This window comes from Candidatus Magnetominusculus xianensis, from assembly GCA_001541255.1.
In the GTDB taxonomy this organism is placed as follows: Bacteria; Nitrospirota; Thermodesulfovibrionia; order Thermodesulfovibrionales; family Magnetobacteriaceae; genus Magnetominusculus; species Magnetominusculus xianensis.
Genome location: LNQR01000100.1, coordinates 15,929 through 37,011 on the forward strand (window position 1 = coordinate 15,929; position 21,083 = coordinate 37,011).

Below are 21,083 nucleotides of genomic sequence, written 5' to 3' on the forward strand. Positions count from 1 at the left end.
CACACACATTATATCAGAATTGACCGCATTATACAACTAATATTAAGGCATTTTAAGCTAGTATTATAAGTATAAATTTAACACCTAATATATTATTGCCTTCTCAAGTTATTCAGTAAGACCATTTGACAGCACGTGTGGGTAGTTTTAGCGCTGCCCGTAAAAGGGCCATAAAGTCTCTCCGGGGGATTTCCCTTGCCCCAAGTGATAGCAAGTGCTGTGTTACAACCTGACAATCGATAAACAAAAAACCCCAGTCGTCAAGTTTATTTACCAATGCGGCAACCGCCGCCTTAGAGGCATTGGACTTTAGCGCGAACATAGACTCTCCAAAAAAAGCCCCTCCAAGCGCCACACCATACAGCCCCCCTACAAGCCTTCCCTCTGACCAGCTCTCAACCGAATGCGCAAAGCCCTGCTCGTGCAGAGCAGTATAGGCCGCAAGCATGTCTTCATTTATCCATGTGCCATTGCAGTCTCTTCTTTTTACCTCTGCACAGTTTAGCATTACATCGACAAATGCCCGGTCAAAGGTTATCTCGAATAGCTTTTTGTTTATCGTCTGACGCATACTCCGCGACAGCACGAACTCACAGGGGAACAACACTAGTCTTGGGTCTGGCGACCACCACAGGATTGGGTGGTAGTCCATGTACCACGGGAATATCCCCATCTGATACGCCACTATCAGCCGCTCAAGGCTGAGGTCGCCGCCTATTGCCAGCAGCCCGTCGTCTTCGGCCAGTTCAGGAGGGGGGAAGAGCAGCTCTTCTGAAAGCTCAAAGACTGGCACTTACCTGTTTTCCGATTGTATCTCGTATGTGAAGTCAATCTTACCGGCATTTATATCAATTGAAACCTTGCCGCCCTTTTGAAGCCTGCCAAAGAGTATCTCCTCAGAGAGGGGGGTTTTTATCTCAGTCTGGATTACCCTGCCCAGAGGACGCGCTCCGTAGCGCCTGTCATAGCCTTTTTCAGCAAGCCGCTGCCTGAGTTCGTCAGAAACATCTATCGATACTTTTTTCTTGTGGAGCTGACCAACGAGTTCCCCTATGAACTTATCCACCACAAGGAGCATGATTTCGTGGTTTAATGGGTTAAAGTGTAGTGTGTCGTCGAGGCGGTTTCTGAACTCGGGGCTGAATATCTTACTTAATGCGTCTTTTCCTTTGGACGCAGTATCTTTGGTTCTATCACCAAAGCCGATTGCGTTTTTGTCCATTTCCTGAGAACCCGCGTTTGAGGTCATAATCACTATGACATTGCGAAAATCAGCCTTTTTCCCGTTGTTGTCTGTCAGGGTTGCGTAGTCCATTATTTGAAGCAGGATGTTAAACACATCGGGGTGTGCCTTTTCTATTTCGTCAAACAGGACAACACAGTACGGGGTCTTCCTAACGGTGTCAGTGAGAAGCCCGCCCTGGTCAAATCCCACATAGCCCGGAGGGGCGCCGATGAGCCTTGCAACCGTGTGCTTTTCCATGTACTCGCTCATATCAAAGCGCAGGAAACTTATCCCCAGCGCCTCGGCTAACTGCTTTGCTATCTCAGTTTTCCCCACACCCGTAGGGCCGGTAAAGAGAAATGAACCGGTTGGTTTGTCAATAGCGCCAAGCCCGGCGCGCGAGCGTTTTATCGCAGTTACGAGAGAGTTGATAGCGCCGTCCTGCCCGAAGACCTTGCTTTTGAGGCGTGCCTCAAGTGTTTTTAACTTATCTGCCTCTGAGGTGGTAACGCTCCTGACAGGGATTTTTGCAATTTTCGAGACTACCCGTTCTATCTCAAGCGGCCCGACCGTGTGATGGTCCGGGGAGTTGAGCTTCATATATGCCCCTGCCTCATCGATTACGTCTATTGCCTTATCTGGCAGATATTTGTCATTAATATATTTCGCTGACAGCTCAGAGGCAGCCCTTAGCGCCTTTGACGTATATTTCACATTATGGAATTTCTCATAACTGGATTTCAGTCCGCTTAATATTTTATAGGTCTCGTCGATGGAGGGTTCGGCCAGTTCAATTTTCTGGAACCGGCGGGAGAGCGCCCTGTCCTTGTCGAAATAATTCTTGTACTCTTCATATGTGGTTGCCCCGATGCAGCGGAGTTTGCCTGAGTTAAGGGCTGGCTTCAGGATGTTTGAGGCGTCCAGCGAACCGCCGCTTGTGGCGCCCGCCCCGATAACCGTGTGGATTTCATCTATGAACAGGATAGCATTTTTCATCTTTTTCAGCGATTCAATTGTTGCCTTCAGGCGTGCCTCAAACTCACCGCGAAACTTAGTCCCTGCTATCAGCCCGCCCATATCCAGCAGATACAATTTAGTGGTACTCAGCGACACTGGCACCTCCTGCTTATATATCTTAAGGGCAAGCCCTTCGACAATAGCAGTTTTACCCACACCGGGTTCACCTACGAATACGGGGTTGTTTTTCTTGCGGCGGCTTAGGATTTGTATCATGCGCTGCAGCTCAGGCTCTCTGCCCACTATGGGGTCTATGTCTCCTTTTGATGCCTTGTCTATCAGGTTTACCGTAAATTGTTTTATCGGCTGGTGCTGGGGCTTTACAGCAGGGCCGGTATCATCATGGTCACCATTTTCCTGTTGCTGCTCCTCTGACGATGGGCTTACCTTCGATATGCCGTGTGATATGTAGTTGAGGACATCCAGTTTGGTAATATTTTCTTTTTTCAGGAAAAAGACCGCATAGGAATCGGTCTCTATAAAAATCGATGCCAGCAGGTCCCCTGCGTCAACCTCCACCTTGCCGGAGGACTGTATGTGCATGAGCGCTCGCTGTAAGACCCTGTGAAAACCCACTGTAGGCTGCGGGAACTCATCCTTGTCCTCTGAGATTTTCGGTATCTTCTCTCCAAAAAAATCCCTCAGCATGAGTTTTAACTTATCCACACTGCCGCCGCAGCTTGTTATGATTTCTATACCTTTTTCGTCGTGCAGTACTGCAAACAGTATATGCTCTATTGACAGATACTCGTGGTGTCTGCCCTTGGCCTCTCTGATTGTTGCCTCAAGGCTGATTTCAAGTTCTTTATTTATCATATTTTGTCCCACAGTTGCCCCGTTTCGATAACATGGCTATTCCTCTTCCATCATGCACATTAGGGGGAAATCGTTTTTTTCGGCCAGCTCGCGTACGCGGACCACCTTTGTCTCGGCAATATCTTTCGTATAAACACCGCAAAGCCCTGAGCCTTGCTTATGCACATGCAGCATTATCTGTGTCGCCTCGGCTGCGGTCTTGTGAAATATCGTCTCCAGCACGGTAACAACAAAATCCATCGTTGTATAGTCGTCATTGAGCAGATATACTTTGAACATCGGCGGCAGCTTCAGCTTGCTTGACGTCATATCCTCAAACAGTTCTCTGAATTTTCTTTCAGACATAGTACTATTATTCAAAAAAACATAACCTAAAGTAAAGCGTTAAATTAATCGCCGCCGTTACCCGCCCTTTTTTACTATCTGTACAGTCCCGAAATGCGGGCAGTTTATGCAATATGACAGACCTTAGCGGTATCCAATTCCATATAAGTGGGTGCGGATTCCCATATTATGAGATACTTCAAAACGACAGATAGGATAATTATAGCGTAATAACAAGCACTTACAATGACAACATGTCTGGCACAAATATTGCGATTATATGCGCGCAGACATGTAGGTCTGCTTATAGCAGTGTTAAAGGCATGGTCATAGATGATTAATAAAAAAGGCAGGGATTTTGTAGACTTTTTTCGTAAAAAACTCCTTAAAGAATATACTGTCACACTCTCAATAAATCGCTACTCTATCATATTTGGAATTATTATCATGATTGCCATACATGTTACCAGTATATATTTGTTTTCTCAGTCCGTTGTAAAGAAGGAAGTCTTTGAAATCAAAAAATCATCAGTAAAAACTGTACTAAGAAATGTGTACGAGATAGTACACTTGATTGACAAGAATTTCCAATCATACAAAGATTCGGCTATTCAAACAAAGGTAAGTGAAGTTAAATCTGTTGTAATGTTGGCAGAAAGCTACATTAACATAATGGAGGGGCAGGCTAACGGCTTATCCCAAGTCACTATCGAAAAAAAGATACTTGAGACAATCAGCAGTTTCAATTATGGAAATAAAGATTATATCTTTATATTCGATAATAATTCGGAAATACTTGCTAGCCCAGACCCAAAGCTTATGGATTATGATTGTTCATATGATGACTACACAGGTAAACACATAATGCCAAATATGGTTGAGTCTGCCTTACGAGATGGTGAAGGATACCAGATCTATAAGTGGAAAAGACGTAACACAGATAACAAATCAGTGGAAAAGCTAACATATTACAAGTACCTTCCCAAACAAAAATGGATTGTTGTAACTGGTGTATGCATAGATGACATCGAAAAGGCCGTTAATTCAATAATGACAGATGCTACCAACAGATTACGCCAAACATTGAGGGATTCGAATGTAGAAAACCTGGTTAACATCTTTATCTTTACCTCAAGAAATGTTAAGCCAGCGGCATCTTTACTCGTCCATCCAGAAAAGACCATGGAGCTGACAAATATGGAGCTTTACATTGACCCTGTTACGAAAAAGTCTCTATATGAAGAACTTACTGCCGTTGCGGATAACCCGGACGGTCTGCGGTATAAATGGGACAGCCCAAAAGATCCTGGACACTATGTTCATGACAAGATTATGTGGGTGTTATTTTATAAACCATTCGGGTGGTATATCTGCGCCTCTGTGTATGTAAATGAACCGCAAAACATTATAAATAGTCTTGTCGAACGCATCCTGACAAATACCTGGACAGTGCTCTTGCTTATAACAGGGTTTTTATTTTTTTTAAGAATGATTTTATCAGACGTTTTTTTACATTTCGAGACGCTTCAGACAGCGAACGATAAACTTAAAATCCTCAACGGGAAAAAAACAGAATTCATATCAAACGTATCACACGAAATTAGGACACCTTTGACGTCAGTGCTTGGGTTTGCTGAGATGATAAAGGAATCCTTTGAAGAGACTGTGTTACCACACGTTAATATGGCTGATAAAAAAGTGGAGCGCTCAGTAGATCGCATAAAAGATAATATTGACACCATAATATCGGAAGGCAGGCGGCTCACCTCATTAACAACAGATGTTTTAGATATTGTAAAAATGGAGGCTGGAAAGATGGTCTGGAAAGAAGATATTGTTAATATGAAACACTTACTTAACTATGCAACTAAAATGACAGTCTTGCCTGAACAGAGAAAAGATGCTTTAAAGGTCATCTGTGAAAGCATACCCGACACTATTTGTGACTTTAACAGAATTCTTCAGGTGATATTAAACCTGATTTCAAATGCCCTGAAGTTTAGTACAGATGGCGATATAATCCTAAAGGCTGATTACAATGACAATGAGAAACATCTCACCATATCAGTTGCAGACCAGGGGATGGGGATACCCATAGAAAAACAGAAGAAGGTTTTTGAGAAATTCGAACAACTGGGAGACACCCTTACAGATAAGCCGACAGGCACAGGTCTTGGGCTTTCTATCTGTAAAGAAATCATCGAACACCACAGGGGCAGGATATGGGTTGAGACTACGCAAGGAAAAGGAAGTACATTTTCATTTACGCTGCCTGTAAAACAGACCAATCAGGATTTAATATGATAAATACTAATATCAAACAGGGGGTAAAATGATTGCTTTTAACTTAAAAAAACTTATCGATAAACCTGATGTGAATGAGCTGATAAATGGGCTTAACAATTCTATGGGAGTGAATTTCTGCATAAAGGACAATTATGGCAATATTCTCTATGGAGCTGACTGCAACAATATGACAAACCGCCTGCCTATAAAGGCCAATAGTCAGATTGTGGGGTTGGTCTATGGACAGAATGTCAATCAGATTGCAGTAATTGCCTCGTTACTTAATCAAGTTATAGGAGCTGAGATACAGATTCGGATGATGACTGACGAGACACTTGCTAAATACGATGAACTCAAAACACTTTATGAATTTGTGGAACGATTTAACAGACTTAATGTCAAGGAGATAGCGAACTATCTTATACGATACGTGTTGGATCGGATTTGTGCTAACAATGTGTCTGTCATGCTTATAAACGAAAAAACCGGCTCACTTAAGTTAATAGACGAATACGGCACACCGGTAGGGGCGCTAATAGAGATTGCTGAAAGTCTTATGTCCTCCGGTAAGGCTGATATAATTAACGACTGCAAATCTGATTCCAGATTCGAAAAGGCGGCAGGCACTATAAGCTCCCTAATATACACACCCATAAAAACAAATGAAAAGACGCTTGGTATTGCAACCGCAAGTACCATAGAGCCATACAACTACACTGCGGCTGACCTTAAACTTTTCAGCACATTGGTATTTCAGGCGGCTGTTACTATAGACAATGCGAGACTTTACAAATCTCTTGAGGAAGCTGTTATTAAAATGGTATACACTCTTGTGGATACACTTGAAAAGAGAGACCCCTATACCGCTGGCCACTCACGGCGGGTGATGAACTACAGTGTTGCCATTGCGGAGACAATTGGCATGTCCTGTGAGGACAAAGAAAGGCTTAAGCTCTCATCAGTTCTTCACGACATTGGGAAAATAGGCGTCAGAGACGATGTGTTGCTTAAGAAAGACAAGCTGACAGATGCTGACTTTGAACATATCAAACTCCACCCAACACACGGTGCAGAGATTCTCTCACGCATAGAGGAATTTGAAGACATCATTCCAGGCATTAAATTTCACCACAGATATTATACCGATAACAACAGAAGTTATCCATTGGGGGGGCCGACGGGCTTGGATATTCACATATTTGCCAGAATCATAGCAGTTGCCGACACCTTTGATGCAATGACAACGAAAAGGCCATACAGAGAGGAGGCTAAATCTTCCTATGATGCCTTAGAAGAATTGAAAAAATACAAAGGCACCCAGTTTGACCCAAAGATTGTAGACGCATTTTTAAAGGCATGGAATGATAACAAGATAACCCTCGTGAATCAATACTAAAAAAGGAGGCTACAACAATGCCAACAATTCTTATAGCAGATGACGAATTTCATATCAGAAGGCTCATACAACAAACCCTCGAACTCTTTGAAGATGAGGGTGTCGAAATTATAACTGCCCAAAACGGCGAAGAGGCGCTTAATATAATAAAAGAAAAGAGGCCTGAACTCGTATTCCTCGATATTGTGATGCCAGAGATAGATGGTTTTTCGGTATGCATAACCGTCAAGAAAGAACTTGGTATGAAAGATGTACATATAGCAATTCTTACAGCCATGGGTCAGGAGTGCGATAAGGCTATGGGCAAATTGTGCGGCTGTGATGATTTCATTACAAAACCATTCAGTACCAAGGAGTTAAGAACTAAGGTAAGGGAAATCCTCTTCCCTGCGAAAAAATAGCAGGGGTATAATGGGGCTGCTGCAAATATCTGAAATATTTTTTCTGGTCAGAGACATTGATTTATCATATGTATTTCAGATATACTATTGTCATGGCTTTAAGTGGAACAAGTACGGTTACTGTCAACGGGAAGGCCTTTGTTGTAATGATTCGGGCTGACGAGTCAACGGCTGGATTTAATGTTGAATGCGGCGAGGTTGGCGTGGTGTCCCAGGGGAAAACGGTTAAAGGTTCGTTGACTGCAATTGCTGAGGCAATTGAGCAACAACTGCGTAACCAGCAAGGCGGCACTTAAACAGCTAACGGCCTCGCGGTTTGTCCTGTTTAGCACCATCCCTGAGCATCGGCGTCTCCTTGTATATTGAGGGATATTGAGGGATATTGAGGGATATTGAGCCAAATTGACTACTTTGGCATCGGATTAGTTCAGCTCACACTTAATTATCTTACGATACGCCATAAACATTATCAGTGCCGCAGCCAGCACCGACGACGACACGAGAAATACTCTGCCTAACCCCATGTATGCGGCAACTATCCCTGATGCAAGCGGCCCAGCCGTATGTCCTATGTCCATAACCGACGCAAATATCCCCATCGACGAGCTTAACTGCTCCTTGTGGCTGAGATCAGCTATCAGCGCCGATGCAGCCGATGTTACTACCGATATGCAAAGACCAAATAGTATGCTTATTACTATGCCTGATACCAGATTGTACGCATAATGTATTAGTCCCGAGAATATAGCGCATAACATCAAACCAACAATTATCTGATTTATGCGGCCATACTTATCTGAAAACCTGCCCATTACCGGCTTACTCAGCGCTATTGATATTATCTGAACCGATAGTACTGCACCAATTTCATACGGGCCTAAACCCTTGCTTATCAAATGTAACGGTAAAAACGTCTCAAACGTCCCATACGAAAACGACACCGCCGCCTCAACGCACGATGTTGTTAGTATTGCCCTGCGCGTAAATAATTCCCTGAGCGTCTTTGCCATATCGCCTCGCTGTGAATTGTTCTGTGATTTGATTTGTGATTTGCTGTGCGCATCTCTGTCCTCAGGCAGCCTTATGAAAAATATTGCTGCTACCCCCCCGGCAGCGGCACATATGACATATACGGCATTAAAACCACTGCGCGGGTCTGATGCTAAAAGGCCGATTACCACACCGCCAACTATCGGGGCAATAAATCTCCCAATTAGCGTAGAGCTTGAGAACATCCCTAACATCTCTCCCTTTCTGTCTGCGTAAAGCCTTGATATTACAGACATCGACACCGGAACGAATATCGTTGTGGCAAGCCCGTGGTAGAATCTGACAACCGACAGATAAAAGACATTTGAAGCAAGCAGGTAACACAGCGGGGCAGTAACAAATATACCAGCAGACACAAGAAGCATCCTCCTGCTGCCGTACCTCTCAGCAAGTATGCCAGCAGGGATGCTGAACAATATACCGGAAAGCGGAGATATTGAGGCAATAACCCCTATGCCCGATGGCCCCACTCCCAGGTATGACGCATAGAGTGGCAAGACCGGGCTCTTCGCCATTGTAGTGCTAAATATTGCAAAAAGCCCTGAAACACACAGTATTACATATGCTGACACGGGTTGCCCTTCATCAGAGCCTGAATCTCCTCGTGATAACCAATATATCTGTTGAGGGTTATTTCATTTTTGCCGTACTGTGGGTATGTCCTCAGAATTTCTATGAACCTATCTTCTGCATCGCGTTCATTCTTAAGCTGGACTACGCCGTCATATATTATATCCACCAGCCTGTCTGCGTATATGACGACCTTTTCGACAATGTTTGACAGTGCATAGTCCTTAACAGGCAGGCCAAGCGCCTGTGCCTCTGCGGGCGTCAGTCCGCCGCGAATGTGCTTTTCCATTATGTCTGTAACCGCAGCAGGCAGTCCAAGTTTCCTGCCTAACTCTGCCCCTATCTTTCCATGTGTGATGCCGTGAGTTATCGCCTTACCCAAGTCATGAAACAAGGCGCCGCGTGCCACAAGTTTCATGTCCATATTGCCTCCACAGCGTTCAGCAATCTCAAGGGACTTCCTGGCCACTTTGACACAGTGGTCAATATCGTCAGCGCTCACCCCTGAACGGCGTAACAAATCTACATCTTTTTCATCTATCACGACCATGGTATTGTTGTCCTCCGCTGTTTAATATCTATTTCTTTCACGCTTTGAGTGTTCTCTCCTGCCATTGTGTCCTTCTTCTGAATGCTGGCCCTTGTAGTCTTCTGAGTGTTGTCTGTGCAAGTTCCAGTTAGCGATATAGACATTGGCAAGCTCTCGTGATTTCAGGACTAGCAGATTCTCTGCGTTTTCGTATTCTGCCGATTTAGTGAAATTGAAACTCCCTGTAATGACGGTTTCTCTGTCAATAATCATAACCTTATTATGGGCTATGTTATGAATAGAATCTATATAAGTCGGTATCCCGGCATTATATGTGAAAACTCCGGCGCTGTAGTGTTCTGAAATAATGCTCTTGTCCATAATGATTGCTATGTTCACGCCGGACTTGCTGGCATTAATAAGCGCCTTGGCAATTGGCTTTGAGGTAAAGGAATATGCCTGAATGAGAATTTCTGACCGTGCTTTGGAGATCTCTGCGACTATGGCCCCAGCTGCCCCTCCATGCGGTGAAAAATACACGTGGGCTGTGGTGTTCAACGGTACGTCAAGTGCATAAGCCGATGTCAATATGGGCAGAAAAATCAGGGCTGCGGCTAAAACCTGCCTCTCAGCCCTTAGTAGCATTGTCTGTGCCGCCAGGGCTTTTCATAATATATGGAGACATTGGGAAGTCTTTTTCCAGTTCCGCAATTTTTGCCTTTGCCTCATCGGTCTTGCCTGAAGCGGTAAGCAGCGATGCCCACTCAAACAGGGCCAGGTCTTTGAATATCGGGGTTTTCAGCGCGTAGAGTTTTTGAATGGTCTGAAGCGCCTTATCAGCAGTGCCTTTAGCCTTGTACAGCTCGAAGAGCCTGTAGTATGATATGGGCAGCAGCTTGTCATATGTCTGGAAAGTATCATTAAACTTAATCAGGGTCTTCTCTGCCTCGTCGATGTTGCCAAGTTCTATGAATGCCGCCGCAGTGTAAAGCAGAGAAACAGGGGATTTTTCCTCGTTATATGAGCGTTGAAAGTCAGCGAGAGACGCCTTTAATCTCTTTTCTGTGTCTGCCGCAGATGTTTGACCATAAAAGGCATTATACGCACGATAGTTCAATGTCGAGACCTGACCTTGCGAATAATATTGATAAATTACGATTAATGACACAATTACGATGAGAGCAACGGCAGCGCCAATGATGAGCTGCGAACGCTGTTTATTTTTATCGAGATAGTGTTTAAGGTGTTCGTATGAGGACGGCAGATCGCCTTTAGATATGTCATGTTTCACAGGTCTTTTCTTAATGGCCTTAGGCATATTTGTATTCTCCAGTTAATTTATAAATTTTTAAAGAGTTTATCGACGATATACTGCGATTGTTTAAAAATATCCGATAGTTTGCCGGGTGGAATACCGGCGCCAAGTAGGACTTTAACGGCTGTGTCCTTAGTTATCAGGTCATCGGGCGAATGCGTGTCTGTGTTAATAACAAGCGGCAGCCCAAACTCCCTGGCTTTGATGGCAACATGCCCGTTTGTCAGGCTGTGGCCCTTGCGGGCGGTTATCTCAAGCGTAACGCCTGAGTCCTTTGCAAGGCGGCAATCCTCGTCTGAGATGAGGCCGGGATGGGCAAGTATATCAACTCCTGCCATTATAGCAGCCCTGTTAGTGCCCTCTATGACAGGCTCAACGATAGTCTCGCCGTGAACAACAATCAGCTTAGCCCCAAGCGAACGGGCAAGTTCTGTAAGAGCGGCAATCATCTCCGGCGGTACATGTGTCAGCTCAACCCCGGGAATGACCTTTATATTGCTATGGTGATTGAGGTCATCGGCAACCTTGACGATTTTGGGAACTAAAAACTCAATGTTTGAGCTGTCAGTGTGATCAGTCAGCGCGATGGCCGTATATCCGGCGGCGTGCGCCCTTTGGACAAGCTCTGAAGGGACAAGCTGCCCGTCACTGAAAAACGTGTGCGTATGCAGGTCAATCACAGTACTATTTAACCTCCCAAAAGCATTAGACTATTATAATGGTTTAACCTATGATTTTTGCAAGAAAAGATTTGGGCTAAAAAACAGTCCAGCGCTGCGGTATAAAAATCTTCTCAAAATTCATAAGCGCAAAGCGGTCTGTCATCCCCGCGATGAAGTCACAGACATGTGTAAGCAGGCCATCACCGGCAGCATACGCCTTGTCTTTGTCAATGACATTAGGGATAAGCCCTGCGTGTTCAGCGTAATATGTATAAAGGCTCTGAACGATATTCTCTGCCTTATGAAATTCCTCTTTTAGTTTAGCGCTTTCATACACTTTGGTGTAGAGAAAGGAGCGCAGTTGATTCACGGCTGCCATGATGCCGTCGGACATGGTTATTTTGTCTAACCCTGTTTCTAATGTGTTATAAATCAGGTCCCTGACCATGGTGTCAATACGCTTGGAGTGAGATTTACCGAGGACGGAGGATATGTCATCGGGGATGTCTTTTTTGTGAATGACTTCAGCCCTGAGCGCGTCGTCAAGGTCGTGATTTACATAGGCAATAACATCGGAGATACGAACGACTTGTCCTTCGAGTGTGTCGGCCATATCGTTTGGGGAGTCGGAGAGAATCTTGCCCATGCCCTTTGAGTGCTTGATGATACCGTTTCTGACTTCATATGTAAGATTAAGGCCGGAGCCGTTTTTCTCAAGGACATCGACAACCCTGAGGCTCTGGACATAGTGGTCAAAACCGCCGGGGTGAATCTTTCGCAGGACGGCCTCACCTGCGTGGCCAAACGGTGTGTGTCCGAGGTCGTGTCCGAGGGCAATTGCCTCTGTGAGGTCTTCGTTGAGCCTGAGTGCACGGGCAATAGTGCGCGAAATTTGTGCTACCTCAAGGACATGAGTGAGGCGGGTTCTGTAGTGGTCGCCCTTTGGGGCAAGAAAAACCTGAGTCTTGTGTTTAAGCCGCCTGAAGGATTTACAGTGAATAATCCTGTCTCTGTCGCGTTGAAAACAGGTTCGGATATCGCCCTCTTTCTCGGGGGTCTGGCGTCCCCTTGTGTTGGCGCTTAGGCAGGCGCGGGGGTGGAGTGTGTTTTTTTCTATCTCTTGTGTCTGCTGTCTGATTATCACATTATACCTCATCACCTGAGTACAGACGGGTGGGTTCGTGCGTTATTTCCTCTATTGCAACGGTCTCATCGGAGACAGCAACGCCAAGTTCTCTGAATTTCCTTAACGTGGGCAGCAGCCGTTTATCAACAGAAGAGACAACGGAGTTGTACCCATCGACGGACTTCTTAATGCCTTTTCCAAGTTCGGCAAGGTACTTAACGAACGTATTTGACCGCTCATATAGTTCTTTAGCGGCCTTAGCTATCAGTTCGGCGTTTTTTGCCATTTGTTCCTGGCGCCATCCAAAGGCAATTGCCCGCAAGAGGGCAATCAGCGTAAACGGGGTGGAGATGATTATCCTCTTAGAGGCGGCATCCTCAAGCAGCGCTATATCATACTCAAGCGCGGCGCTGAAGAACGACTCCCCGGGCAGGAACAGGACGACAAACTCCGGTGACTTTTTAAACTGCTCCCAGTATGCCTTATTCGCAAGCCTCTCCATATGGTCTCTGACATGCCGTGCGTGTTTTTTAAACAACTCTGCCCTGTTTTCATCCGGCGTATCAGACGAAATGGCCTCAATATAGGCAATGAGAGAGACCTTTGAGTCCACAACGATGTCCCTGTTCGATGGCAGATGTACAACCATATCAGGTCTTAGACGGCCTTTATCTGTGTCAACAGAGCTTTGCAGATTGAAGTCACAGTACTCAGTCATACCGGCAAGCTCTACGGTTCGTGTGAGCTGGATTTCACCCCATCTGCCCCGAATCTGGGGGTTTTTGAGGGCGGTAGAGAGATTGGATGTCTCCTTTTGCAGTTGCTGGTTTGACAGCACGATGTTCTGAATATGGGTGGCAAGGCTGCCGTGGTCTCTGTCCCACTTGGACTCAAGCTTTTGGATTTGCTCTTCGTACTTTTTCAGGGTCTCTGTGAGCGGGGAGACGAGGCCGTGAATTTTTTCCTGATGGAGGCCGAGGCTGCCCTTTGTTTCTGAGAGGATTTTCTCAAGGGATTCCGAGGCAAGCCTGATAAAATCCTCGGATGTGCTTTTAAGGGCAACGGCAGAGAGGGCGGTAAAGGTATCGGTGAGGTCTTTTTTTGCTGTTTCGATGATAGCCTGTTGAGCCTTCAGGTTTTCGTCTGAGGCAATGAGTTTAGTCTGGAGGACTGCGTGGGATTGCTGTGAAGCTGACAAATCTTCTCTTAGTGCTATAATCTCATTGTTTTTGTCTGAGAGCTGCCCTCTGAGCGAGCTGAGTTCAGCAGTTGCGGCCTTTACGTCCCCTTCGAGCGCGGAGCATTTCATATAATGCTCACCAAGCAAACGGCGGCTGACTATGAGCCATGAGACAACAGCGCCAATAGAAATGCCTGCTATAAAGATAATCGTATTGGTCAACATAAGCCGTTAAATTATAATGAATAGCAGGAGGTTATCACAAGTAAAAAATCAAGCAGACAGGGCATGACTACCTGTTACTGAGATATGAGACACACCATTGCGAACTATTTTACTAATCATCAGTTTTCAATTTAACTTACTTATCACTAAAACTACTGAATTTCTTAAAATACTATAACCATGATTGTGTTTCTTATTGAGAACAATATTTCTCTTGACATAATATAAATCTATTTAATATTATCTATATAAAGCAAAAAATAGAACACAGGAGGTTGCCATGAGTAAGAAGTTTTATGATATACATTTCCATGCATTTAACTTAAGTCATCCTGATATATTAGCATTTATTAAAAGATTTGGGATAGAAAAAGCGCTGTTTCTTGGCTCAATGGCTCCATTGGCAGCAATATTGTTAAAACATAAGATTGATGATTACAAAAATCTGATATCTTTGATGGAGCATGATCTTGGTTCTTATTTTCTTATTGTTGAAGAGATTTTAGCACAAAATAAAAATTGTCAGATAATTAAAAACGAGAAGGCCATTATAGGAGGACAAGACTACGACAAAATAGTCATTACACCACTTATGATGGATTTCGGGTACAAGGGACTGAAAGACAAAGGGATACTATACGAATTAAAGAAAAAGCCAATCAGAGAGCAGGTCATTGATTTATTTAACGGGATTCGTGACTATAAAAAGGAAAGCAAAATTCATATCTTTGAAATATTCCCGTTTATGGGTATAAACACAGCTAATTACACGATAGATGAACTGTTGGAGCTTCTCGAAAAATATTTCAAAGACTATACCGGCAAAGAGAATGACTTGCTGGAAAATATGGGCAAATTCGATGGAACCATTGACAACATAAAAAGTAACTTCTTTGCAGGCATAAAGGTTTACCCTCCACTTGGGTTTGATCCATGGCCTGAGGATAATGAGGACGAGCTTTTCAAAGTAAAACTCCTCTATTCATGCTGTGTTGAAAAGCAAATCCCAATCACAAGCCACTGCAGCGATGGTGGTTTTCTCGTAATAGATAAAGAACGGCATGAGTTGATTGGCTCTCCAGAAAGGTGGGAGAGGGTGCTGACTTATGATAAAGGAAGGTATAAGAACCTGAAATTGAATTTAGCACATTTTGGGTGGAAATCGTCTGGTTATGTAGCCACTGACTGGGCCAAAAAGATAGTCGATCTTATCCTCAGGTTCGATAATGTTTACACCGACATTGCCTACAGAGGAATTGATAACGACTATTACCAAATGCTTCGTAATTTTATCGACAGTTACAAAGACGATGCCCTCATTAAGAAATTGGAAGACCGAATCCTTTTTGGCTCCGATTTTATGATAAACCTGCGAGACATCGATTCATACAATGACTATCTGTGTAAGTTCTCAAAGGCAAAGCCAATAAGCTCGATCAGGGATAAAATGTGTCAAGACAATCCGAGAAGATTTCTTAATAAGTAAGATGATGACGTTAGAGGGCTGTTGATAAGACTGCTGTCCTTATGCCTTCTAACTCAAACGCAAGTTCCTTCAGGCTGTACGAAAACGATATGAAGTGAGCTACATCGTCTATAGAATAGTTAAGGGCAGTGTTAGTTTTTCTCAACTCTAAGCGGCGGCTCTCCATAGCGTTTACGGCTTCACTTAAGTTGGGAAATGTCTTAGCGTTGAGTGCATCAACAATCACGTGCTCGAGGGCATTGATTTCCACGGCAAACTCCTGTTGAAATCCATTACGCTTTGCCCCCTTTACCGAGTGGCTCATCGATATGAGGATTTCAAATATCCTGCGTTGCGCATCCATTATGGTTGAATAGTCCATAGTGTTACTTGTAAATCTCCCGGGCTCTCTTAAATAATGTGTAAATAAAGTAGAGTTGTTTTGAATAGTGGCAGTTATCTCCCTGCGAAGATTAGATATTTTCGTGTCGTCATACTCTGCGGTCATGAGACATTGTACGAGTGTTTGAAATAATTCTGAACTTTTTTCAAACATGCTGGAAATCCCGCGGGCAAGTGCGTCACTCGCCTTTGACGGCCAGAGAAAAAGGGAAACAAACAGCGCAATCAATATCCCTACCGTTATCTCAAGTAATCTTGAAATCCCTGTGGTCAACGGGTTTGTCCCGCCAATCATAATTATAATTGACGCAGTAATTGCAGTCACACGAAAACTATCATGATACTTTGACAAATAGAAGGATATGAAAACTGATAGGAATATACTTATGCCCATTGTCAGAAGGTTACTTCCCATAATCGTCAACAGTACCACACCCATTACTGCACCAAAGAGTGTACCTAAGACCCTCGACCACGCTGCACCAATCGAGCCGCCACTATGTGACTGCATCACTATAATAACTGAGATCACAGACCAATAACCTTGTTTCAGCTCCAGCAAATCGCAAAATAACATAGACATTGCCGCAGCCAGGGCTGTCTTCAGTGAGTGCCTGATATTAGCGGTATCCAACTGCTTGATTATACTAATCATTAATGTCTAATACACACCGTTGTATATTAAAAATCATCCGCTCCCCGCTTCACACTCTTGTACTGAAGATAAAGCATAAGTCCACCCCAAATAAAGGATATGACCATAAGCATAATACCTCCAGCATAGAGCGTCACTGCAATTCGATGGTCATAATGCAGCATGTGCATATCCTTTAAAATCACATGCCAGTCGTGAAAATCAGGGTCCTCGTAGCCAAATATCCCACCAATCAGAGGCAAGACAAGCGCCCTTGCATCGTTTACATAGACGGCCACATCCATGAGGTTTTCACCCACCCAACACAGACATATCGAGGCGCCAAACGGGTCCCTTGTCTTTATCAATAACGCGAAAAGGCAGATAAGGGGAATCAACACCTGACCAAGACTCCCACCTAGCACACCAATAAACTGCCCAAATACCCTGAATATCGTATGCCCAGCCTCGTGAAAGGCAAGGTTTACGTTGTGAATAAACCAGCCGCGCTCATAGAATCTCACCATAGGCGTTGTAATAATACTAATCCCCCAGACGACAATCCCTGCAAAGACCAACACACGACCGTAGAAATATAAAGGATTAATGCTTGTATCTATATGAAAAAATAGACTATACCAGCCGCCTGAACCGGTGGTCACTGATGCCGAATCTGACGGCAGTACGCGCCTCCTGTATTTGGAAAATATAAGTCCGCACCTGCGGCACTCATCCTGCACTCCCCTGCTTTCAAACCCACACTTTGGACACTTCATATCACACACACCTCCTGAGTCACTGATTATAATACATGGACAACGCAGGAAAATCACAGCCAGAAAATCCTATAAGTGTACTTGTTTTTTCAGTCAGTGTTTGTCTAAAATCAACTATCATGTTTCCAACGGTGAGGCCGAGACGCCTTAGATATAATCCCGTTCTCAGGGATATGGTCAGAGAGACATCGCTTTCTGTGACTAATCTTATTTACCCCCTTTTTGTGACTTTTGGACATAACGTCAAAAGGCCGATTCAATCCATGCCGGGGTGTGTTACAGAATCGGTTGATGTGATAGCACAATCGGCAAAAGAGATACACACATTAGGAATTCCAGCGGTTATCCTCTTCGGAATCCCAGAACATAAGGACGAAAAAGGAGCAGGCGCATATGACCCGGACGGTGTCATTCAGCGGGCAGTTAAAGAGATAAAACACGCCGTGCCTGAATTGTTTGTTATTACAGATGTATGCCTGTGTGAGTACACAAGCCACGGGCACTGTGGAATATTAGAAAATGGGCAAATCCTCAACGACCCAACCCTTGAACTTCTGGCAAAGACCGCCGTTTCTCACGTGCGAGCCGGTGCAGATATGCCTGCACCCTCTGATATGATGGACGGGCGCGTTCTATCAATCAGAACAGCCCTTGATACAGAGGGATTTGCCTCCATACCAATTATGAGCTATGCAGTTAAGTACTCATCTGCCTTTTATGGGCCATTCAGAGAAGCCGCAGAGTCCACACCCGCCTTCGGCGACAGGAAATCCCATCAGATGGACCCCGCCAACCGCCGTGAGGCCATAAAAGAAGCCGCTATTGATCTTGAAGAAGGCGCAGACATTCTCATGGTAAAGCCCGCCCTCTCTTATCTTGATATAATATCGGACGTAAAACGCGCATTTAACGTCCCTGTTGCCGCCTATAATGTCTCCGGCGAATACGCAATGGTTCACGCAGGGGCAAGGCTTGGCTGGATAGACTACGAAAAGGTTATGATGGAAGTCCTGCTGTCGATTAAACGCGCCGGGGCGGATTTGATTCTTACGTATTTCGCAAAGGACGCTGCCAAACTATTGGGTTGATATCGACAGATGATCATGCTGTGTCATGCTGATACATTGAAGCGGTGCTCTCAAAGATGAGCGCTCTGGCTTCAAAATTTTACATACGGCAGCCGCTTCGCCAGACTCCGGTGCTTATAATTATAAGTATGTGCTGTGTAGCGGCCTCTGTGATGTATATGATTAATCCGGTCTGGCTTGCCATACCTGCTGCGCTTGTCCTGCTTGCCGCCGTGTTCTTTGCCGGTTATGAGTTTGGCTTTTTGCTGACGATTTTCACGTTTTATATCGAGTTCACATGTATCGAGTATTTCGTCTCTGAAACAGGGGACGCTGCCATATTTCCCATATGTATCTTGTTTATGACGATAGCCTTTGGGGCATGGCTTTATAAAAAGGCCACTGACAAAACTCTCAAAAGAGAGACAACGCCGGTTGACATTGTTGTCGTGTTGATACTTGTGTATAACGGGATATCACTGCTGTGGAGTCCGTCTTTGGAGGAGGGTTCTTTGTTTTATCTTCAGATGCTCTTTGGGGCGCTGATATATTATCTCATAACGGCAGTTGTTACTACGAGGGAGAAGCTACATAAGTTGATTGTAACGCTCATAGTATCGGGCGTCATATGCAGTATCAGTGTGTTTGTATCAAAGTGGTACACGTCATTTTATGATCTTTTAATAGCACCCAATACGATGCTCTCCGTATATGGAATAAGACAGATAATGAACAGACCGACGGGGCTTACCATCGGGGCGCCCTCCACGCCTTTGCAGATGGAGATGATAATAATTTCTATAACACTGTTTTTTCTTACCAAAGACCGGCTGTTAAAATCCCTGTACACACTTATTGCCGCCATTGGAGCGCTTGCCATTGTTATGATGGCCGTAAGAGGGGCTTTTGTGGCGCTTGGGGCGGCCATTATTATGTTTTACAAGTTTCATCCCATTCATAAAGAAAAGTTCGTCAAATATACGGCTGTGACACTGTTTGCGTATTTGATGATTATCATTACAGCCACGCCCGGCTTCATCGACAGGCTGATCATTGGTTTTGGCTACAAGGGCAGCACAATGTTCACAACCAGCAAGACCCTGAAGTCAAACACAGAGGAGTTGTCATCAAAAAATGAAGGCGTCACCGGCATCGGCTCAAGAATGACTATGTGGAAGACGGGGCTGAGATATATGATAAAGCATCCATATACGCTCATAACCGGCATCGGTGTTGGGGGATTCGTATATGTCGTACCGGATACAATATCTGAGGTACACAGTCTGATATTTTCATTTTTTTACGAGATGGGTGTCTTTGGCCTTTTAGTGTTGGCCTTTTTTGTTAATTTTTTTGCCCGGACAATCTATCAGACATGGAAGGAATTCGACGGCAGTTACATGGCACACCTGATGTTTGCCCTGAATGTCGCAGCGATAGCCGTGTTTGCTATAAATGGGCTGATTCAGTTTGATCTGACTTCACATACGGCTCGCTTTGTGTGGTTGCTGCTTGGATTTTATCTGGTAGTTCTGAGGTTATATAAACAAGAGCGCAGCGCTGCAACAGCGGGGCACTGCTGATGGGACAGGCTGAACATCGTCCACCACGAACTACAGCTCAGGCAGCGGCATTTCTGAAATGGTTGTACTGGCGGTATGTACGCATCTGGTTTTCCTTTTTGCCCCCTGCGGCGATAAACAAATTTACGGCTGTTGCGGCCCGCCTCCAGGTGGGTGTGGCAGGCAGGAGAAAGCAGATAATGTTAGAAGAGCTTGAGCTGTCGTCATTGATTAAGGGCAGGAGTGCCGGGAAGCTCATCTTAAAATCGTTTCAAAACCAGTTGAACTCGTGGATAAAACAGTGCTATCTCAGAAAGATGAACGATAAAACCATTGATGACTACATCCCTGCCGAGGGGCTTTCACATCTTGACCATGCGTTAAGCCTCGGCAAAGGTGCAATATTATTAAATCCCCACTTCGGCCCCTATATGATGATAATGCCAGCCCTCGGGCACAGGGGCTATAAGGTGAGCCAGCTTGCTATACAGGCGGAGTCCCCGCGCGTGGCGCGTGCAGGCTTTACGATGCTTGCCAATAAGGCCCGATACGAGGCTGTTGAAAAATCAATGCCCATTCGATTCATCAACGCGGGAACTGAAACGTTCGACAACTTCGGTCTCAGAAACATGGCAATCAGAGACGTGTTAAACGCCCTGAGGCAAAACGAATTAGTCCTATATCCACCAACGGGCAGAGGCGGGCGCCAGTGGCACAGTGCGCCGTTTCTTGGCCGCACGGCCAACTTCAACCTCGTCCCATACAGGATTGCCCTTAAGGAAGGCGTTCCGCTTATCCCTGTGTTTTTAATCGATTTAACAGAGAATGTCAATTCTCGTAATTCAGCCAGGGTTGTCATAGAACCTGCCATAGAGGTATCAACTGGAGATACGCCTGAGGGATTGCTTATGAAATATCTTACAACTCTGACGGCTTATATAGAGAAGTACCCTGAGCATTTTGCCTTTTTTCAGTTCGATATGAAATTAAAATCCGAATGGGATGACCATCCTTTTTTCAGCTTACCTTAGTTGTCTTTGCGTTAGGTTATGTAT

20 protein-coding genes are annotated in these 21,083 nt (G+C 44.7%); 8 read left to right on the forward strand and 12 right to left on the reverse strand.

What is annotated here, in order from left to right; genetic code table 11:
• Positions 1-112: 112 nt before the first annotated feature.
• Genes aat through clpS form a run of 3 tightly spaced genes read right to left on the reverse strand, consistent with a single transcriptional unit; the run spans position 113 to position 3,403 of the window.
• Positions 113-793, reverse strand: coding sequence for a leucyl/phenylalanyl-tRNA--protein transferase (gene aat / locus ASN18_RS13050; protein ID WP_085053221.1), 681 nt, complete (start codon positions 791-793; stop codon positions 113-115).
• Positions 794-3,058: an ATP-dependent Clp protease ATP-binding subunit ClpA gene (gene clpA, locus ASN18_RS13055; RefSeq protein ID WP_085053254.1), complete on the reverse strand. Its 2,265-nt coding sequence runs from the start codon at positions 3,056-3,058 to the stop codon at positions 794-796.
• 36 nt (positions 3,059-3,094) lie between these two features.
• Positions 3,095-3,403, reverse strand: coding sequence for an ATP-dependent Clp protease adapter ClpS (gene clpS / locus ASN18_RS13060; protein WP_085053222.1), 309 nt, complete (start codon positions 3,401-3,403; stop codon positions 3,095-3,097).
• Between the two features lie 312 nt (positions 3,404-3,715).
• Here clpS and ASN18_RS13065 point away from each other — a divergent pair, with 312 nt between their 5' ends.
• The 4 genes from ASN18_RS13065 (at position 3,716) to ASN18_RS13080 (ending at position 7,761) form a co-directional block, all read left to right on the forward strand.
• The gene (locus tag ASN18_RS13065; protein ID WP_085053223.1) at positions 3,716-5,686 is read left to right on the forward strand and encodes a cache domain-containing protein; all 1,971 of its coding nucleotides are present in this window, start codon (positions 3,716-3,718) and stop codon (positions 5,684-5,686) included.
• A gap of 28 nt (positions 5,687-5,714) precedes the next feature.
• Positions 5,715-7,064, forward strand: coding sequence for an HD domain-containing phosphohydrolase (locus tag ASN18_RS13070; protein ID WP_085053224.1), 1,350 nt, complete (start codon positions 5,715-5,717; stop codon positions 7,062-7,064).
• Positions 7,065-7,081: 17 nt separating this feature from the next.
• Positions 7,082-7,465 carry a response regulator transcription factor gene (locus tag ASN18_RS13075; RefSeq protein WP_085053225.1) on the forward strand — a complete coding sequence of 128 codons (384 nt, stop codon included), beginning with the start codon at positions 7,082-7,084 and terminating at the stop codon, positions 7,463-7,465.
• A 92-nt stretch (positions 7,466-7,557) separates the two neighbouring features.
• Positions 7,558-7,761 (forward strand): hypothetical protein, encoded by a 204-nt coding sequence (locus ASN18_RS13080; protein ID WP_157072994.1) that lies wholly within the window; start codon positions 7,558-7,560, stop codon positions 7,759-7,761.
• A 126-nt stretch (positions 7,762-7,887) separates the two neighbouring features.
• Here the strand turns inward: ASN18_RS13080 and ASN18_RS13085 are convergent, their stop codons facing one another.
• The 7 genes from ASN18_RS13085 to rmuC form a co-directional block, all read right to left on the reverse strand.
• The gene (locus ASN18_RS13085; RefSeq protein ID WP_085053227.1) at positions 7,888-9,087 is read right to left on the reverse strand and encodes an MFS transporter; all 1,200 of its coding nucleotides are present in this window, start codon (positions 9,085-9,087) and stop codon (positions 7,888-7,890) included.
• Positions 9,072-9,635: an HDIG domain-containing metalloprotein gene (locus tag ASN18_RS13090; RefSeq protein WP_085053228.1), complete on the reverse strand. Its 564-nt coding sequence runs from the start codon at positions 9,633-9,635 to the stop codon at positions 9,072-9,074. The genes ASN18_RS13085 and ASN18_RS13090 overlap by 16 nt, the downstream gene beginning before the upstream one ends.
• 21 nt (positions 9,636-9,656) lie before the next feature.
• Positions 9,657-10,259, reverse strand: coding sequence for a phospholipase D family nuclease (locus ASN18_RS13095; RefSeq protein WP_085053229.1), 603 nt, complete (start codon positions 10,257-10,259; stop codon positions 9,657-9,659).
• A complete protein-coding gene (locus ASN18_RS13100; RefSeq protein WP_085053230.1) occupies positions 10,243-10,932 on the reverse strand; it encodes a tetratricopeptide repeat protein in 690 nt (229 codons plus the stop codon). Before ASN18_RS13100 ends, ASN18_RS13095 begins: the two co-directional genes overlap by 17 nt.
• Before the next feature lie 20 nt (positions 10,933-10,952).
• Positions 10,953-11,609 carry a histidinol phosphate phosphatase domain-containing protein gene (locus tag ASN18_RS13105; protein ID WP_085053231.1) on the reverse strand — a complete coding sequence of 219 codons (657 nt, stop codon included), beginning with the start codon at positions 11,607-11,609 and terminating at the stop codon, positions 10,953-10,955.
• Between the two features lie 76 nt (positions 11,610-11,685).
• Entirely contained in the window at positions 11,686-12,747 is a 1,062-nt protein-coding gene (locus ASN18_RS13110; RefSeq protein ID WP_085053255.1) for a deoxyguanosinetriphosphate triphosphohydrolase, read from the reverse strand.
• Complete coding sequence (rmuC, locus tag ASN18_RS13115; RefSeq protein ID WP_085053232.1) at positions 12,737-14,122, reverse strand: DNA recombination protein RmuC; 1,386 nt, start codon at positions 14,120-14,122, stop codon at positions 12,737-12,739. The genes ASN18_RS13110 and rmuC overlap by 11 nt, the downstream gene beginning before the upstream one ends.
• A 280-nt stretch (positions 14,123-14,402) precedes the next feature.
• On the opposite strand from rmuC, the gene ASN18_RS13120 reads away from it, so the two are divergent.
• A complete protein-coding gene (locus ASN18_RS13120) occupies positions 14,403-15,608 on the forward strand; it encodes an amidohydrolase family protein (RefSeq protein ID WP_085053233.1) in 1,206 nt (401 codons plus the stop codon).
• A gap of 10 nt (positions 15,609-15,618) precedes the next feature.
• Here ASN18_RS13120 and ASN18_RS13125 read toward each other — a convergent pair whose 3' ends face one another.
• Entirely contained in the window at positions 15,619-16,644 is a 1,026-nt protein-coding gene (locus tag ASN18_RS13125) for an FUSC family protein (protein ID WP_085053234.1), read from the reverse strand.
• A 26-nt stretch (positions 16,645-16,670) separates the two neighbouring features.
• Entirely contained in the window at positions 16,671-17,399 is a 729-nt protein-coding gene (locus tag ASN18_RS13130; RefSeq protein ID WP_085053235.1) for a hypothetical protein, read from the reverse strand.
• Positions 17,400-17,518: 119 nt separating this feature from the next.
• Between ASN18_RS13130 and hemB the strand changes: the two genes are divergently transcribed.
• From hemB to ASN18_RS13145, 3 genes are read left to right on the forward strand one after another with little or no spacing between them, the layout of a single operon-like run.
• The gene (hemB, locus tag ASN18_RS13135; RefSeq protein WP_085053256.1) at positions 17,519-18,487 is read left to right on the forward strand and encodes a porphobilinogen synthase; all 969 of its coding nucleotides are present in this window, start codon (positions 17,519-17,521) and stop codon (positions 18,485-18,487) included.
• A 56-nt stretch (positions 18,488-18,543) separates the two neighbouring features.
• On the forward strand, positions 18,544-20,049 hold the full coding sequence (locus tag ASN18_RS13140; RefSeq protein ID WP_085053236.1) for an O-antigen ligase family protein: 1,506 nt from the start codon (positions 18,544-18,546) through the stop codon (positions 20,047-20,049).
• A complete protein-coding gene (locus ASN18_RS13145) occupies positions 20,049-21,059 on the forward strand; it encodes a lysophospholipid acyltransferase family protein (protein ID WP_085053237.1) in 1,011 nt (336 codons plus the stop codon). The genes ASN18_RS13140 and ASN18_RS13145 overlap by 1 nt, the downstream gene beginning before the upstream one ends.
• Positions 21,060-21,083: the final 24 nt, after the last annotated feature.